At 71.4% G+C, this 15904-nt stretch carries 13 protein-coding genes and 1 riboswitch; of the genes, 6 read left to right on the top strand and 7 right to left on the bottom strand.

Features of this window, described 5'->3' with window-relative positions; all coding sequences use genetic code 11:
• Window positions 1–173: 173 nt before the first annotated feature.
• Entirely contained in the window at window positions 174–1460 is a 1287-nt protein-coding gene (locus tag SRB5_RS18860) for an extracellular solute-binding protein (protein WP_323378136.1), read from the bottom strand.
• 338 nt (window positions 1461–1798) lie between these two features.
• Here SRB5_RS18860 and SRB5_RS18855 point away from each other — a divergent pair, with 338 nt between their 5' ends.
• From SRB5_RS18855 to SRB5_RS18830, 6 genes are all read left to right on the top strand, one after another.
• The gene (locus tag SRB5_RS18855; RefSeq protein ID WP_153453517.1) at window positions 1799–2617 is read left to right on the top strand and encodes a GntR family transcriptional regulator; all 819 of its coding nucleotides are present in this window, start codon (window positions 1799–1801) and stop codon (window positions 2615–2617) included.
• A 142-nt stretch (window positions 2618–2759) separates the two neighbouring features.
• Window positions 2760–4973: a carbon starvation CstA family protein gene (locus tag SRB5_RS18850; protein ID WP_153453515.1), complete on the top strand. Its 2214-nt coding sequence runs from the start codon at window positions 2760–2762 to the stop codon at window positions 4971–4973.
• Window positions 4970–5164, top strand: coding sequence for a YbdD/YjiX family protein (locus SRB5_RS18845; RefSeq protein ID WP_153453514.1), 195 nt, complete (start codon window positions 4970–4972; stop codon window positions 5162–5164). Before SRB5_RS18850 ends, SRB5_RS18845 begins: the two co-directional genes overlap by 4 nt.
• Before the next feature lie 137 nt (window positions 5165–5301).
• The gene (locus tag SRB5_RS18840; protein WP_153453512.1) at window positions 5302–5808 is read left to right on the top strand and encodes a GNAT family N-acetyltransferase; all 507 of its coding nucleotides are present in this window, start codon (window positions 5302–5304) and stop codon (window positions 5806–5808) included.
• Window positions 5809–5829: 21 nt separating this feature from the next.
• A riboswitch (cobalamin riboswitch) is annotated at window positions 5830–5991 on the top strand.
• A 128-nt stretch (window positions 5992–6119) separates the two neighbouring features.
• Entirely contained in the window at window positions 6120–8474 is a 2355-nt protein-coding gene (locus tag SRB5_RS18835) for a ribonucleoside-diphosphate reductase subunit alpha (protein WP_153453510.1), read from the top strand.
• A 59-nt stretch (window positions 8475–8533) separates the two neighbouring features.
• Complete coding sequence (locus tag SRB5_RS18830) at window positions 8534–9490, top strand: ribonucleotide-diphosphate reductase subunit beta (RefSeq protein WP_228390198.1); 957 nt, start codon at window positions 8534–8536, stop codon at window positions 9488–9490.
• An 11-nt stretch (window positions 9491–9501) separates the two neighbouring features.
• On the opposite strand, the gene SRB5_RS18825 is transcribed toward SRB5_RS18830, so the two are convergent.
• From SRB5_RS18825 to SRB5_RS18800, 6 genes are all read right to left on the bottom strand, one after another.
• Window positions 9502–10473: a hypothetical protein gene (locus SRB5_RS18825; RefSeq protein ID WP_153453506.1), complete on the bottom strand. Its 972-nt coding sequence runs from the start codon at window positions 10471–10473 to the stop codon at window positions 9502–9504.
• A gap of 101 nt (window positions 10474–10574) precedes the next feature.
• Window positions 10575–11312, bottom strand: a complete 738-nt coding sequence (locus SRB5_RS18820; RefSeq protein ID WP_153453504.1) for a D-Ala-D-Ala carboxypeptidase family metallohydrolase — start codon at window positions 11310–11312, stop codon at window positions 10575–10577.
• 137 nt (window positions 11313–11449) lie between these two features.
• Entirely contained in the window at window positions 11450–12085 is a 636-nt protein-coding gene (gene def, locus SRB5_RS18815; protein ID WP_153453502.1) for a peptide deformylase, read from the bottom strand.
• 75 nt (window positions 12086–12160) lie between these two features.
• Complete coding sequence (locus SRB5_RS18810) at window positions 12161–13171, bottom strand: tetratricopeptide repeat protein (RefSeq protein ID WP_323378135.1); 1011 nt, start codon at window positions 13169–13171, stop codon at window positions 12161–12163.
• Between the two features lie 38 nt (window positions 13172–13209).
• The gene (locus SRB5_RS18805) at window positions 13210–14544 is read right to left on the bottom strand and encodes an HD-GYP domain-containing protein (RefSeq protein WP_153453498.1); all 1335 of its coding nucleotides are present in this window, start codon (window positions 14542–14544) and stop codon (window positions 13210–13212) included.
• The gene (locus SRB5_RS18800) at window positions 14541–15884 is read right to left on the bottom strand and encodes an HD-GYP domain-containing protein (RefSeq protein WP_153453682.1); all 1344 of its coding nucleotides are present in this window, start codon (window positions 15882–15884) and stop codon (window positions 14541–14543) included. The genes SRB5_RS18805 and SRB5_RS18800 overlap by 4 nt, the downstream gene beginning before the upstream one ends.
• Between the last annotated feature and the right edge of the window lie 20 nt (window positions 15885–15904).

The following is a 15904-nucleotide window of genomic DNA, read 5'->3' as shown; positions in this document are numbered from 1 at the left end:
GCGAGGGGCAAGTCTCGTGAACGCCCGCCGGCGACGGTGCCACCGCACCTGCCACGGGCGGCCACGGGTGGGAACACCCCGCGGCGGGTGCCGCCGCGGGGTGGGTTGTGCGGGCGCCGGTACGGGGCGGGGTGCCGGAAGGAGACACCCCGCCCCGGGCGGCTAGCGCACGATCACTGATCCTGCGCGAGCCTCTTGTTGAGCTCGCTCTCGACCTGCTTGGCGGCGTCCGCGTGCGACTTGCCCTGCAGCACGAGCGTCATGTAGGTCTTGATCGGGTTCGGCACGTTCTCCACCGCGGCCCACTCGGGGATCAGCGGGGTGGTGCCACCGAACTTCGCGGACGGGGCGGCGGCCTCGGCCGGGGCGTTGCCCGTCAGGTTGGTGAGCAGCGACTCCTTGTTCGGGATGACGCCGTTCGCCTTGGCCAGGGCACCCTCGTACTTGTCGGACAGCGCCAGCTTCAGGAACTCCTTCGCGAGCTCCTGCTTCTCGCTGCCCGCCGCGATGGCGAGGTTCGAGCCACCGAGGAAGACGCCCTCGGGCTTGTCGGCGGTCTCACCCGGGATGGTGAAGTAGCCGATGTCCGACTCGATCTTCTTGTTGGCGGCGATGGCGGTGCCGGCCTCCCAGCCCATGCCGATGATCGCGCCGGTCTTGCCCTTGGCGAAGACCTCGGCCTGCTGCGGGGTGGCCTCGTCCTTGTCCTTGGGGGCCTTGGAGTAGTCCGCGTACTGCTTGTAGAGCGCCATCGCCTCGCCGACCTTCGGGTCGGAGAGGTTGGACACCCACTTGTCGCCGTCCTGCTTGACGAGCTGGGCGTCCTTGCCGATGAGCAGACCGTCGAAGAAGTACCAGTTCTGGCCGGGCAGGTAGATCGGCTCGGCGTCGGTCTTGTCGCCGATCAGCTTCAGGTCGTCCAGGAACTCCTGGCGGGTCTTCGGCGGGGCGGCGATGCCGGCGTCGGCCCAGATCTTCTTGTTGTAGATGACGACGCGGTTGGCGAAGTACCACGGGGCGGCGTACTGCTTGCCGTCGTAGATCGAGGACTCGTTGAGGGCCTCGGTCCAGTCGGCGCCCACCTCGGACTTCAGGTCGGACAGGTCGGACAGACCGCCCGTGGCCGCGTACGCCGGGGTCTGGGTGTTACCGACCTCCAGCACGTCCGGCGGGTTGGACTCGGAGAGAGCGGTGGTGATCTTCTGCTGGATCCCGTTCCACTGCTGGACCTCGAACTTCAGCTTCGCGCCGGTCTTCTTCTCGAACTCGGCGGTCAGGTCCTTCAGCCACGGGTCCGGCGTCGAGCCGTCCATCGCCCAGAAGGTGAGCGTCTGGCCCTTGAAGCTCTCGGGACCGGCCTTCTTGCCGGAGCCCTTGTCCCCGTCGTCGTCCGAGCCACATGCCGCCAGCCCCGCTATCAGGGCCGCGGCGCCCACCGCCGCAATGATCTTGCGCTTCACGCCATCCTCCTCGGATGCCAATTACTCCCCCACCCGACGGAAAATCCAGGCTTCCGGGCACTGCCCGTGGGGCTGAGTGTGGTCTTTAATGGTTTAGACCTGCCAGGGGTGTCATGGTCCAGACCAATTAAGTTGACGGCAGCTTGGCCTAGACCATTGGGGGTGTCAAGGGTCTGGTGAACCCTTGTCACCTGTCGTTACCGGACCGATGCCGGGTGGACCTGTGACCGCCCGGGACCGGCCGGATACCAGTGGCCCGTGACCATCCCGTCATCGGCGCCCCCGCCCCAGGACGGCGGGGGCGTGCCAGGATGTGAGCCGCAGTCAACGGAGGAGCTATGAGGACGAACGCCGGTTCGGCGCGCGCGGGTCAGACGGCCGCCGGCCAGCCCCAGCGGGGCACGGCCGCGGACGAGACCGAGGGGCCGGGCACCGCCCCGCGCACCGCCCGCGTGCCCAAGTACTACCGGCTGAAGCGGCATCTGCTGGAGATCACCGAGACCCTCCCGCCAGGCACCCCGGTGCCGCCCGAGCGCACGCTCGCGGCGGAGTTCGACACCTCCCGCACCACGGTCCGCCAGGCCCTGCAGGAGCTGGTGGTCGAGGGCCGGCTGGAGCGCATCCAGGGCAAGGGCACCTTCGTCGCGAAGCCCAAGGTCTCCCAGGCCCTGCAGCTCACCTCGTACACCGAGGACATGCGCGCCCAGGGTCTGGAGCCGACCTCCCAGCTGCTGGACATCGGCTACGTCACGGCCGACGACCGGCTCGCCGAGCTGCTGGAGATCACCGCCGGCGGCCGGGTGCTGCGGATCGAGCGGCTGCGGCTGGCCAGCGGCGAGCCGATGGCCATCGAGACCACCCATCTGTCGGCGAAACGGTTCCCCGCCCTGCGCCGCAGCCTGGTGAAGTACTCCTCTCTCTATACGGCGCTCGCCGAGGTCTACGACGTCCACCTCGCCCAGGCCGAGGAGACCATCGAGACCTCCCTGGCCACCCCGCGCGAGGCCGGCCTGCTCGGCACGGACGTGGGACTGCCGATGCTGATGCTCTCCCGGCATTCCGTCGACGCGGATGGGGAACCCGTGGAGTGGGTACGGTCCGTCTATCGGGGCGACCGCTACAAGTTCGTCGCGAGGCTGCAGCGTCCGAACGACTGAATCCGTCGCTCCGCTTTGCTGATGCGTATCGCCTTCGTGACCGATCCGCTATCCGAACAGGTAGTGACGCGGACCGTACGGTTGTTTTAGATTTCGTCCGCAATCACTGGCCAGACGCATCTGCGCAGGGGACGGAGCCGATATGTCGACGACGCACGCAACAGCACCACCGGAAGACAGAGCCAGGAAGCCGCTGACTCCGAAGTCCATAGCCATCTGGGTCCTGGTCGCCGTCATCGGCGCCATCGGATGGTCCGTCCTCGCCCTGGCCCAGGGCGAGGAGATCTCCGCGGCCTGGATGGTCGCGGCGGCGCTCGGCTCGTACGCCATCGCCTACCGGTTCTACTCGAAGTTCATCGCCTGGCGGGTGCTGAAGGTCGACAGGAACCGGGCGACGCCGGCCGAGCTGAACGACAACGGTGTCGACTTCCACCCGACGGACCGCCGGGTGCTCCTCGGTCACCACTTCGCCGCGATCTCCGGCGCCGGCCCGCTGGTCGGCCCGGTGCTCGCCGCGCAGATGGGCTACCTGCCCGGGACCATCTGGATCGTGGCCGGCGTGATCTTCGCCGGTGCCGTCCAGGACATGGTGGTGCTCTTCTTCTCCACCCGCCGCGGGGGCCGCTCGCTCGGCCAGATGGCGCGTGAGGAGATCGGCCCGGTGGGCGGTGCCGCGGCGCTGGTCGGCGTGTTCGCCATCATGATCATTCTGCTCGCGGTGCTGGCCCTGGTCGTCGTGAACGCCCTGGCCGGCTCGCCGTGGGGCACCTTCTCCATCGGCATGACCATCCCGATCGCCCTGTTCATGGGCTTCTACCTGCGGGTCATCCGCCCGGGCCGGGTCGCCGAGGTCTCCGTCGTCGGTATCGTCCTGCTGCTGCTCGCCCTGGTCGGCGGCAAGTACATCGCCGACTCCTCGCTCGCGGACACGTTCACGCTGAGCAAGGAGGCCCTGGTCATCTGGATCGTGGTCTACTCCTTCATCGCGTCCGTGCTCCCGGTGTGGATGCTGCTCGCGCCGCGCGACTACCTGTCGACGTTCATGAAGTTCGGCACCATCGGCCTGCTCTTCGTCGGTGTGCTGGTGGCCTCCCCGGCCCTGAAGATGGACGGTGTCACCGACTTCGCCGGCGCCGGTACGGGTCCGGTGTTCGCCGGTTCGCTCTTCCCGTTCGTCTTCATCACCATCGCCTGCGGCGCCGTCTCCGGGTTCCACGCGCTCATCTCCTCGGGCACCACCCCGAAGATGCTGCAGAAGGAGACCCAGATCCGCATGATCGGCTACGGCTCCATGCTGATGGAGTCCTCCGTGGCGATCATGGCGATGATCGCCGCCTGTGTGCTCGACCCGGGTCTGTTCTTCGGGATGAACTCGGCGCCGGGTGTGATCGGCACCACGGTCCAGTCGGCCTCCGAGGCCATCAACAACATGGGCTACGTGATCACCCCCGAGGCGCTCACCGCCGCCGCCAAGTCCGTCGAGGAGGCGTCCCTGCTGTCCCGTACGGGTGGCGCGCCGACCTTCGCGCTCGGCGTCTCGGAGATCTTCTCCGCGGTGACCGGCGACGGCCTGAAGGCCTTCTGGTACCACTTCGCGATCATGTTCGAGGCGCTGTTCATCCTCACGGCGCTGGACGCGGGCACCCGGGTGGGCCGCTTCATGCTCCAGGACTCCCTGGGCAACATCTACAAGCCGCTGAAGAAGGTCAGCTGGTGGCCGGGCCTGATCGTCACCTCCGCGATCACCACCGCCCTGTGGGGCTACTTCCTGTGGACCGGCGTGAAGGACCCGCTGGGCGGCATCAACCAGCTCTTCCCGCTGTTCGGTATCTCCAACCAGCTGCTGGCGGCCATCGCGCTGACGGTCTGCACCACGCTGCTGATCAAGTCCGGCCGGCTCAAGTTCGCCTGGGTCACCGGTCTGCCGACGCTGTGGCTGGCCGTCGTCACGCTCACCGCGAGCTGGCAGAAGGTGTTCTCCACGGACGTCAAGGTCGGCTTCTTCGAGCTGCGCTCGCAGGCCCAGGCCGCGATCGACGCCGGCAAGCCGTTCCCGCCGGCCAAGACGATCGGGGAGACCGAGACCGCGGTCACCAACGCCACCGTCCAGGGCACGCTGTCCGCGGTCTTCGCCCTGCTGGTGATCATCGTGATCATCGACGCCACCCGGGTGTGCGTGAAGGCGCTGCGCAACCCCGAGGCGGTCGTCAGCCACGAGGACCCGTACGTCGAGTCCAAGTTCGTCGCTCCCGCGCAGCTCTTCGCCACCAAGGAGGAGAAGGCTGAGCTGGAGGCGGCCGGCCTCGGCTCGGGCGGCGGCCGGATCTCCGAGGACCGGGAGGGTCAGCCGGCATGACGATCACGACGGTGGGCAAGAAGGTCTGGCGCTTCATCCAGGAGCTGACGGACGAGACGGCGTACGAGCGGTATGTGGAACACGCCCGTAAGCACGATGCCGCCGCCGAGGTCATGGACCGCCGGGAGTTCGAACGCTGCCGGATGGACCAGCGCGAGGCGGACCCGAAGAACGGTTTCCGCTGCTGCTGACGCCTACGCCGCGGAGACAGCGCCGAAACGTCTCTGCACAGGCGGCCGACGGGCCGTCGCCCTCACCGGGCGGCGGCCCGTCGGCGTACCGGCGCCCGGGTGACGCGTCCGCGGAGCCGCCCTGCACACTTGGCTGCATGGACTTCGTGATCAGGCCCGTGCGCCCCGGGGAGACCGATGCCGTCGGCGAGCTGACCGCTCGCGTCTATCTGGACGGCGGGCTGCTGGGGGGCGGCGCGGACGACCCGTATCTGACGCATCTCAAGGACGCCCGCGGCCGCGCCGAGCACGCGGAGCTGCTGGTGGCCGTGGACCCCGGGGACGGGGCGCTGCTGGGCGCCGTGGCGTTCGTCGGGGACGGCGGGCGGTACGCGGACCTCGCCGGGCCCGGTGAGGCGGAGTTCCGGATGCTCGTCGTCGACCCGGACGCGCGCGGGCGCGGCGTCGGGGAGGCGCTCGTACGCCGCTGTCTGGAGCTGGCGAAGGAGCGCGGGCGCAGCCGGATCCTGCTGTCGACCCAGCAGATCATGCACGCCGCCCACCGGCTGTACGAGCGGCTGGGCTTCGTCCGTCTCCCCGAGCGGGACTGGCACCCCGAGCCCAACCCCACGCTGCTGCTCCTGGTGTACGTGCTCGACCTCTGACGGGAACTCCGGACACAACATGTGGGGGCGGCCACCATCGGCCGCCCCCACATGTATGCTCGACTCCGCTGTCGACGCAGGGGAATCCGGTGTGAGTCCGGAACTGTCCCGCAACGGTGTGCGGTATCGGCGTATGCCCTGATACCCGTGAGTCCGAGGACCTGCCGACGGCACGCCCCGCACGGGGCGTCTGTATTCGTCCGGGTCTCGCGGGTTGGGCCTCACGGACGCCACGGGGGTGCGCGCGAGCCTGCCCGCGCGGCGCCGGACCCTCCCCTCGCGGCCCCAGCCGAGCGAGGGAGTGCATCACCTTGACCATCGCACCGCCGGCACCGGAGCCCGTAACGGCTTCGCTGCCGCAGCTGCTGACGGAGCTCACCGCCGATCTGCCCGCCGCCGACCCCGGCCGGGTCACCGCCGCCGCGCTGGCCGGCCGCCATCCCGGCACCGACGAGGCCGGGCTGCGCGCCCTGGCCACGGAGGCCGCCGCCGGGCTGATCGGCGAGGAGCCGCAGTACTCCACGCTCGCCGCCCGGCTGCTCACCCGCGCGATCCGCGAGGAGGCCGGCGCCCAGGGAGCCGTCTCGTTCGGCGCGTCGATCGCCGTGGGCCACCGCGAGGGCCTGATCGCCGACGCCACCGCCGCGTTCGTCCGCGAGCACGCCGCGACGCTGGACGCGCTCGTCGGGCGGTCCCTGGCCGAGGGGCGCGACGACCTCTTCGGCTACTTCGGCCTGCGTACGGTCTACACCCGCTATCTGCTGCGTCACCCGGTCAACCGGCAGGTCATCGAGACCCCGCAGCACTTCTTCCTGCGCGTCGCCTGCGGACTGGCCGCCGGCTCGGACGACGCGGCGGTGGCGGAGGTCGCGGAGCTGTACCGGCTGATGAGCACGCTGTCGTACCTCCCCTCCTCCCCCACCCTGTTCAACTCCGGCACCCGCCACCCGCAGATGTCGTCCTGCTATCTGCTGGACTCCCCGCTCGACGAGCTCGACTCGATCTACGAGCGCTACCACCAGGTCGCCCGCCTCTCGAAGCACTCCGGCGGCATCGGCGTCCCCTTCACCCGCGTCCGCTCCCGCGGCTCGCTGATCCGCGGCACCAACGGGCACTCCAACGGCATCGTCCCGTTCCTGCGCACCCTGGACTCCTCGGTCGCCGCCGTGAACCAGGGCGGCAAGCGCAAGGGCGCCGCCTGTGTCTACCTCGAGCCGTGGCACGCGGACGTCGAGGAGTTCCTGGAGCTGCGCGACAACACCGGCGAGGAGGCCCGCCGCACGCACAACCTGAACCTCGCGCACTGGATCCCCGACGAGTTCATGCGCCGCGTCGAGGCCGACGAGCCGTGGTCGCTGTTCTCCCCGGGGGAGGTGCCGGAGCTGGTCGATCTCTACGGGGGTGAGTTCGACGAGGCGTACCGGCGGGCCGAGGAGGAGGGCCGGTACGTCCGGCAGGTGCCGGCGCGCCAGCTGTACGGGCGGATGATGCGCACCCTGGCGCAGACCGGCAACGGCTGGATGACGTTCAAGGACGCCGCCAACCGGGTCTCCAACCAGACGGCGGAGCCGGGCCGCGTCATCCACTCCTCCAACCTGTGCACGGAGATCCTGGAGGTCTCGGACGACGGCGAGACGGCCGTGTGCAACCTGGGCTCGGTCAACCTCGCCGAGCACATCAGGGACGGCGCCGTGGACTGGGAGCGGCTGGACGAGACCGTCCGTACGGCCGTGGTGTTCCTGGACCGGGTCGTGGACATCAACTTCTACCCGACCCCCCAGGCCGCCGCCTCCAATCAGCGCTGGCGCCCGGTGGGCCTGGGCGTGATGGGCCTGCAGGACGTGTTCTTCCGGCTCCGGCTGCCCTTCGACTCCGCCGAGGCGAAGGCGCTGTCCACCCGGATCTCCGAGCGCATCATGCTCACCGCGTACGCCGCCTCCGCCGACCTCGCCGAGGCCCACGGCGCCCACCCGTCGTACGCCGGGACCCGCGCCGCCCGCGGCGTCCTGCACCCCGACCACTACCCGGACGCCGCGGTCACCTGGCCAAAGAAGTGGACGGCGCTGCGCGAGCGGATCGCAGCGACGGGCCTGCGCAACTCGCTGCTGCTGGCGATCGCCCCGACCGCCACGATCGCCTCCATCGCCGGCGTCTACGAGTGCATCGAGCCGCAGGTCTCCAACCTCTTCAAGCGCGAAACCCTCAGCGGCGAGTTCCTCCAGGTCAACGCCTATCTGGTGGCCGACCTCAAGCGCCTGGGCGTCTGGGACGCGCAGACCCGCGAGGCGCTGCGCGAACAGGGCGGCTCGGTGCAGGACCTGCCGTGGATCCCGGCGGAGCTGCGCGCCCTCTACCGCACGGCGTGGGAGCTGCCGCAGCGCGCGCTGATCGATCTGGCGGCGGCCCGTACGCCGTATCTCGACCAGGCGCAGTCGCTGAACCTCTTCATGGCCGCGCCGACCATCGGCAAGCTCAGCTCGATGTACGCGTACGCGTGGAAGTCCGGGCTGAAGACGACGTACTACCTGCGCTCGCGCCCCGCCACCCGCATCGCGCGGTCGGCGCGCGGGACCGCCGCGCCCGTACCCGTACCCGTACAGCAGACGGACGCCGAGGCGCTCGCCTGCTCCCTCGAGAACCCCGAATCGTGTGAGGCCTGCCAGTGACCGCCCCCGCCGCAACCAAGAACCTCCTCGACCCGGGCTTCGAGCTCACCCTGCGCCCCATGCGCTACCCGGAGTTCTACGAGCGCTACCGGGACGCCATCAAGAACACCTGGACCGTCGAGGAGGTGGACCTCCACTCGGACGTCGCCGACCTGGCGAAGCTGTCCCCGGGCGAGCAGCATCTGATCGGCCGGCTGGTGGCGTTCTTCGCGACCGGCGACTCGATCGTCGCGAACAATCTCGTCCTCACCCTGTACAAGCACATCAACTCCCCCGAGGCGCGCCTGTATCTGAGCCGCCAGCTGTTCGAGGAGGCCGTGCACGTCCAGTTCTATCTGACCCTGCTGGACACCTATCTGCCCGACCCGGACGAGCGCGCGGCGGCCTTCGCGGCGGTCGAGAACATCCCGTCCATCCGCGAGAAGGCCCGGTTCTGCTTCCGGTGGATGGACTCCGTGGAGGACATCCGGCGGCTGGAGACCAAGGAGGACCGCCGCCGCTTCCTGCTCAACCTCATCTGCTTCGCCGCCTGCATCGAGGGCCTGTTCTTCTACGGCGCCTTCGCCTACGTCTACTGGCTGCGCAGCCGCGGTCTGCTGCACGGGCTGGCCACCGGCACCAACTGGGTGTTCCGCGACGAGTCCTGCCACATGGACTTCGCCTTCCACGTCGTGGACACGGTCCGCGCCGAGGAGCCCGACCTGTTCGACGAGGAGCTGGGCGAGCGGGTCACGGCCATGCTGGACGAGGCCGTCGAGGCGGAGCTGCAGTTCGCCCGCGACCTGTGCGGCGAGGGGCTGCCGGGGATGAACACGGAGTCGATGCGCGAGTATCTGCGGTGCGTCGCCGACCAGCGGCTGGTCCGGCTGGGGCTGGCGCCGGTGTACGGCTCGCAGAACCCGTTCGCGTTCATGGAGCTGCAGGACGTCCAGGAGCTGACGAACTTCTTCGAGCGCCGCCCCTCGGCCTACCAGGTCGCCGTCGAGGGCTCGGTGGCCTTCGACGACGACTTCTGAGGTCCGTACGGCTACTGCGGACCGAGCACTTCACGGGCCCGCTGCACGGTCTCCCGCTGCTGCTCGGTGAGCTTGCGCAGGTAGTCGCGGTGTTCGCCGATGACCTTCTTCTGGTACTCGGCGTCCACCGCGGCCCAGCGCTTCACCAGGTCCGTCTCCGTCTTGCAGGCCACGTCCTGCACGGCCGCCCTGATCGCCTGCTTCAGCTTCCTGTCGCCGTTCACCTTCAGCTCGTCGCGTGCGGTGAGCGGGCTCTTCACCCGGTACCCGTGCCCGGCCATGCACGCCGACCACTCGCCGAGCAGCGCCTTCACCCGGGGGTCGTCGTCCGCCTCCTGGGCGGCGTCCTCCTGGAGGCTGCCCAGGGAGGTCGGGTCGATCCAGCCCTTGTCCGGCCGGTTGATACGCAGCTGCGAGTCGCCCATGCAGCCCGTCACCGGGACCTGCTTCCCGTGGAAGACGGGGCCCTTCATGGCCTCGGACTCCTCCAGGGTGGTGGGCAGTTCCCCGGTGTCGAGCTCCTCCTGGATCCCGTACATGACCAGCTGCTCGTCCTCGGTCAGCTCCCGGGCGCGGGCCGGCCGGTACGCGGCAGGGTCCAGACCGCGGGGGTCCATATAGCCGTACTCGGCGGCGACCACCGGGTCGTCCACGCCGTAGAGGTACGTGTACGGGCCGGCGTTGGTGGCCTTCGCGACGTGGGCGGGGACGTAGTCCAGGCCGTAGCGGTCCATGCACCGGCGGGCGAGGGTGTCCAGCGCCCGCTCCAGGATCCGCTGGTCCGCGTCGGAGATCTCGTAGCGCTCCACGGGGAAGCTCAGGCCCTCGGACAGGCTGTGCTCGACGGCGACCGCCTTCGCGGGATTCTGCGCGGGGCCGCCCGTGGGCACGGGGGCGGCGGCGGGGTCCTCACCGGTGCAGGCGGTCAGCAGGGTCAGGACGAGGACGGCGGCCGTGGCGACGGCGGGGGGTATGTGGCGCACCGGGTGTCTCCCAGTCGGTACGGGATCGGGCTGTACGGGGAGAGGGGGTGGTGCGCCCGCCCGCGGTCACGGGCGGGCGCACCGGTGGATCGGGGTGCCGCTCAGCCGACGCCGCAGTTGGGCGCCGCCCAGGTCCGGCTGCCCTTGCTGTCCACGTGCACGTGGTCCCCGTGGTCCGGGTAGCCCGGGCCGAGGATCGTGTTGAAGCCGTGGTAGCGGGCCCGCTGGGCCAGCGTGCAGAACGACGGCGAACCGGTCATGTCGGCCGCGTCGCCGTAGGTGTGCCGGCTGCCGGCGGAGCCGCCGACAGCGCTGTTGCAGCTGAGGGAACGGAAGCCGCTGGAGATGGTGATCGGCACACTGCCGAGCGCCCTGCGCATGGCCTCGAGCTTCCACATGGTGCGCTTGGAATTCTCCTTGGCCGTCGCGGCGGACACGGATCCGCCGCTCCATGTGCTGTTGCACCTGTTCATCTCGGCGTACGTGAAGTGCGCCGGCGTACAGTCCGCGTCCTGCAGCGAGTACAGGGCGGCGTACGTGTTCGGACCGGCGATCCCGTCCGCGGCGAGCCCGTAGGCCGCCTGGAACCGGGTGACGGCCGCCTTCGTCGCGGGACCGAAGGAGCCGTCGAGGGCGAGGACCTCGCCGTAGGCGACATGGCCGGCCACCCGGATCTGCAGCTGGGTCACGTCCGCACCGGACGTGCCCTCGCGCAGGGTCCTGCTCCAGGTGTAGCACTCGTCCGCGTGCGCCGTGCCGGCCGTGACGACGGTGCCGCCGATGGCCGCGACGGCAAGGAGCACCGCGGAGATCAGAAGTCTGACGGTACGTTGTATCAAAACGCACCTCCGTGAATACGGGAGGGATAGGGGGCGCGTTCGAGCGTGTCGGTCCGGCAGGGCCACGTCAACAGATCGTAGAACCGGTCAGAGGTCTGGTCCGCCCGCGCAACCGCGCGGCAACCCGGGGTCAACCGTCAGTCGTTGGGCACCGTCTCGTACCGCGGGGTGCGCTCCGCCATCTGCTTCAGCGCGTCCTTGCGGTCCCGCTTGGACAGCCGGTCGATGTAGAGCCGCCCGTACAGATGGTCCGTCTCGTGCTGCAGGCAGCGGGCGAGATAGCCCGTGCCGCGCACGACGACCGGCTCGCCGCGCATGTCCTGGCCGCGCACCACCGCGTAGTCGGGGCGGGGCAGCTCGGCGTAGGCGCCGGGGACGGACAGACAGCCCTCGTTGGAGTCGTCGAGCCGGCGGAGCTCCGCGGGCAGCTCGTCCAGGACCGGATTGCACACCGCGCCGACGTGGCGCACGCCGTCGTCGTCCGGGCAGTCGTAGACGAAGACCTTCAGGTCCACGCCGATCTGGTTGGCCGCCAGGCCCACGCCCTCCGCGGCCCGCTGGCTGGCGAACATGTCGTCGACCAGCGTCGCCAGCTCGTCGCCGAAGTCCGTGACGTCACGGCACTCACGGTGCAGCACCGGGTTGCCGACGACCGTGATCGGCCGGACCGTGCCGCGCTCGCGGAAGGCCGCCTCCCGGGCCTCGGCGTCCGTGACGTCGTCGACGTACACCTCCTCGGACGAGGGGTCCTCCACCTGAGCGTGCTGAGTCATCCGTTACGCCTTCCGGGTCCATCCTGGTTGAGGAACAAGAGTACGCGGCCCCACGGACAGCCCGGTCCCGGATCGTCAGCCGACCTCCTCCAGATCCCGCCAGTCCCTGCTGTCCGGGCTGTCGGCCGCCCAGCTGTCCAGCAGCCCCCGCACCAGTCCGGCGGGCGCGGCTATGCCGCACTCGCGCTCCGGGACCCACAGGCTCTCCGTGCGGTGCAGCAGCGGTCCGGGGTGGCCGGGCTCGCTGTGGTCGTGCGGGTCGAGCAGGCCGGCCTGCGAGGTGCCGCCCTCCGCGGCCGGCATCCGGCTCTCGGAGCAGGTGCGGCACAGCAGCCGGACGGACGACGACCAGTCCTCCGCCGCGTACCCGGCGTCGGCGGCGAGGTCCTCCAGCGCGTCGCGGTCGGCCTCGGTGGCGGCCTCCAGCAGGACGACCCAGGTGGGCGTCGGGGAAGGCGCCCAGAGCTCTATCTCGTCGAACACGGGGTACGTGTGCCCGGCGGCGGTGGCCCGCTCGCCGTGCGGCACCCCATCATGCAGCACGACCTCGCCCCAGCGCCGTCCGGAGGAGGGCAGCGGGATGCTGTGCACCTCGATGCGCGCCGGGTCCAGCCGCCGCCCCCAGACGACCTCCGCCTCGCCCTCCGGCGACAGCCGTACGGCAGCGCTGCCCAGGTCCATGCCGAGCGGCTCCAGCGACTCCGGCCGGTCGGGGTCGCCGCCGGGGGTCCCGGTCCCGGGCACGCGCAGCCCGAACGCCTGCCAGGCGCGGCGGGCCAGCGGCCAGTCCTGCAGCGCGGTGGCCGCGATGCCGACGTTCCACCAGTCGGGCGCCCCGGTGGCCCGGTCCAGCAGCGCGACGGCACGCAGACCGGCGGCCCTGGCCTGCTCCCAGTCGTGCCGGAACTTGTGCAGCAGCGCGAGGTTGAACCAGGACTCGGAGAGCCACGGCTCCAGATCCGCGGCCCGGGTGAGCAGGGCGCCGGCGTCCTCGTACCGCCCGTCGCCGATCAGCGTGAAGGCCCGGTCGGTCGCCTGCCGCCACGAGGCGGAGGGCCGATGCCGTCCTTTGCCGAATATCCTCACGATTCGCATCCAACCATGCCGCGCCTGACCCCCGCTCCTTACCGATCGGTTCCCCGGTCGACCGCCCGCCCCGCACCGTCCGCGGGCCCCCCGGCTACCCGGGTCACTACCCCGTGCAGCGCCCCCACCACCCTCGGGTCGTAGGTGCTCGCCGTGTCCAGCCGCAGCCGCTCCAGGGCGTGCAGCGGCCGCAGGAGACGGCTGCCCGCGGCGAGGTCGTCGTAGTCGTTGGCCGCCCGTACGATACGCGCGGCCAGCGGCTGGTCACGATACGGATCGGCCTGCCGCTCCACGATCCGCGCGACGGCCGTCCCGACGCCGGTCCGGCGCACCACGGCGGACCCGAGGAGCGCGATGCGCCGCCGGTCGGTGGCCGCGAGGGGCTGGGTGGCGCCCTCGGGCACGGGGTCGACGAGGGACAGCTGGCCGATGTCGTGCATGAGCGCCGCCTGCTCCAGCACGTCCAGCTCCGCCTCGGCCAGCCCCAGCTCACGCCCCACGGCCCGGCTGAGGGCGGCGACCCGGCGGGCGTGGCCGGCCGGGGTGTAGCCGGCGATCTCGGTGGCGCGGGCCAGGGAGGCGATGGTCTGGCGGTAGGTGCGGCGTACGGCCGCATACCGGCGGAACTGCAGCTGGGTGAGCAGCAGCGGCAGGCTGAACACGGGCAGCGCCCACGCGCCCGCCACGGCCACCGCCAGGGCCATCACCGCGCCGGTGGCCACCATCGCGGAGCCGATCCCCCGCAGCGCCCGCAGCTCGTCGCGCAGCAGGGGGACGAAGGGCCAGCCGTTGCGGGACCGGGCCAGGGCGGCGCCGAGCACCGCGTCGCACAGGGCGGTCAGGGCCAGGACGAGCACCAGGCAGAGGGCGTACGCGGGGCCGCTGCCGCCGGTGAGACGGCCGAGGGCGCCGGTGGTGAACAGGGGCTGGAAGCAGGTGGCGGCGAACGCCGTGGCCAGCACCCGGCGGGTCAGCTGGTCGGCGACGAACGGGCCGCGGACGCGGGCGACGCGGGGGACGGCGCCGGCGAGGGTAGCCGTGGAGACGACGGCGACGATCTGCGGGACCCCGTGGGCGGCCGGCGTTCCGGCGCACTCCCCGAGCAGCGCGTACGCCAGGGCGCCGGCGGTGGCCAGGGGGGCGGTGTGGCGTTCGCCGGTGCGGGACGCGGCGAGCTCGCCGGCGACGATCAGCGCGGCGAAGGCGGCGGCCAGGTGTGGCTGGCGCAGGCCGTGCCAGAACGTCCAGCCGAGGCCCAGGAGGGTGAGCGCGCCGGCGGCGGCACCGGCCAGGCCCGCGGCGGTGGGGATGCGGGTGCGGGCGTACTCGGGAACGAGGGGGGCGGGGGCGGCCGGGGCGGGGACGGCGGTCATCGGGCGCCCTCGCTCCGGGTCGGACGATCGTCACTTTCCGTAGCGGAAGCGTTTTTGCAGACGGTCGCGGCGGGGAGCGCCGTCTCGTCGGAGGTGACCGCCGCGTGCCACCCGTGCCGCCCGACGGCCCGGACCAGCGCGCGCACCATCCTCGGGTCGAACTGCCGCCCCGCGCAGGCCTGCAGCTCCGCCAGCGCCGCCGGCACCGCCCGCGCCCGGCTGTAGCTGCGCGTCGACGTCATCGCGTCGAAGGCGTCCGCCACGGCCACCACCCGCGCGAACTCCGGGATCTGCGTCCCGGCCAGCCCGTACGGGTAGCCGCGCCCGTCCAGCCGCTCGTGGTGGTGCAGGATCGCGGCGCGGGCGTCCTCCAGGAAGCCGATGCCGCGCACCATCTCGTGCCCGTACTCGGGATGCAGCTGGATGATCCGGCGCTCGTCGTCCGTGAGCGGCCCGTCCTTGCGCAGGATGCGCGTGGGCACCCCGAGCTTGCCGACGTCGTGCAGGATGCCGGCGAAGCGCAGCACCTCCTGGCGGTCCTCCGCCAGCCCGAGCTCGCGGCCGATGAGCACCGAGGCGCGGCCGACGCGCTCGCTGTGGCCGCGGGTGTAGCGGTCCTTGATGTCCACCGCGTGCACCAGCGCGCGGATCGTCGCCTGGTGGGCGGCGCGCTCGCGGTGGTACCGGTCGAAGACCCAGCAGGAGATGTGCATCGGCAGCAGCACGAACAGCGCGCTGACCGGCCCGTACCGGCTGTGCCAGAGCACCGCCATCATCAGCCCCGCCAGCCCGTGCACCAGATACGGCGGCACGCTGCCCGGCAGGGCGCGCAGCGCGGCGCGCGGCGGACGGCGCTCGGCGGCGGCCAGCACGGCGGCCTCGAGCAGCCCGACGGCCAGGCAGAACACCAGGGCGACCGCGAGCCCCGGCAGCAGCAGCGAGGGGAACGCCGGGCGGTCGAGCCTCCCGTCCCCCAGCAGCCGCCAGGCGGCGCCGGCCGCGGCGGCGGTGCCCAGGGAGAGCTGGGCGGCGCGCCAGATCCGCCGGGCGGCGACGGGCTCGCCCCGCACCGGCGCGAGGAGGGCACCCGGCACGGCCACCAGGGCCGCCTGCGCGGGCTCCAGCAGGAAGGCCGCGGCGAGCAGCACCGGGTAGAAGCCGGCGAGCCCCTCGGATCCCCCCTGGATCACCCGCCACACCGGCTCGCACAGCGCGTACAGCCCCGCCAGCAGCAGCACGGTGCCCCACGGCGTACGCGACCAGCCGACGACGGCGGGGGCGGCGCAGCAGAGGGCACAGACCGCGGCGCCCGCGATCAGCGCGTGGCCGACGGCTGGCATACGCACGAACGCCACACTCC

This window comes from Streptomyces smaragdinus, from assembly GCF_009604385.1.
Taxonomy (GTDB): domain Bacteria; phylum Actinomycetota; class Actinomycetes; order Streptomycetales; family Streptomycetaceae; genus Streptomyces; species Streptomyces smaragdinus.
The sequence above is the reverse complement of the archived record's forward strand: the minus strand, read 5'-3'. Positions and strand labels throughout refer to the sequence as shown.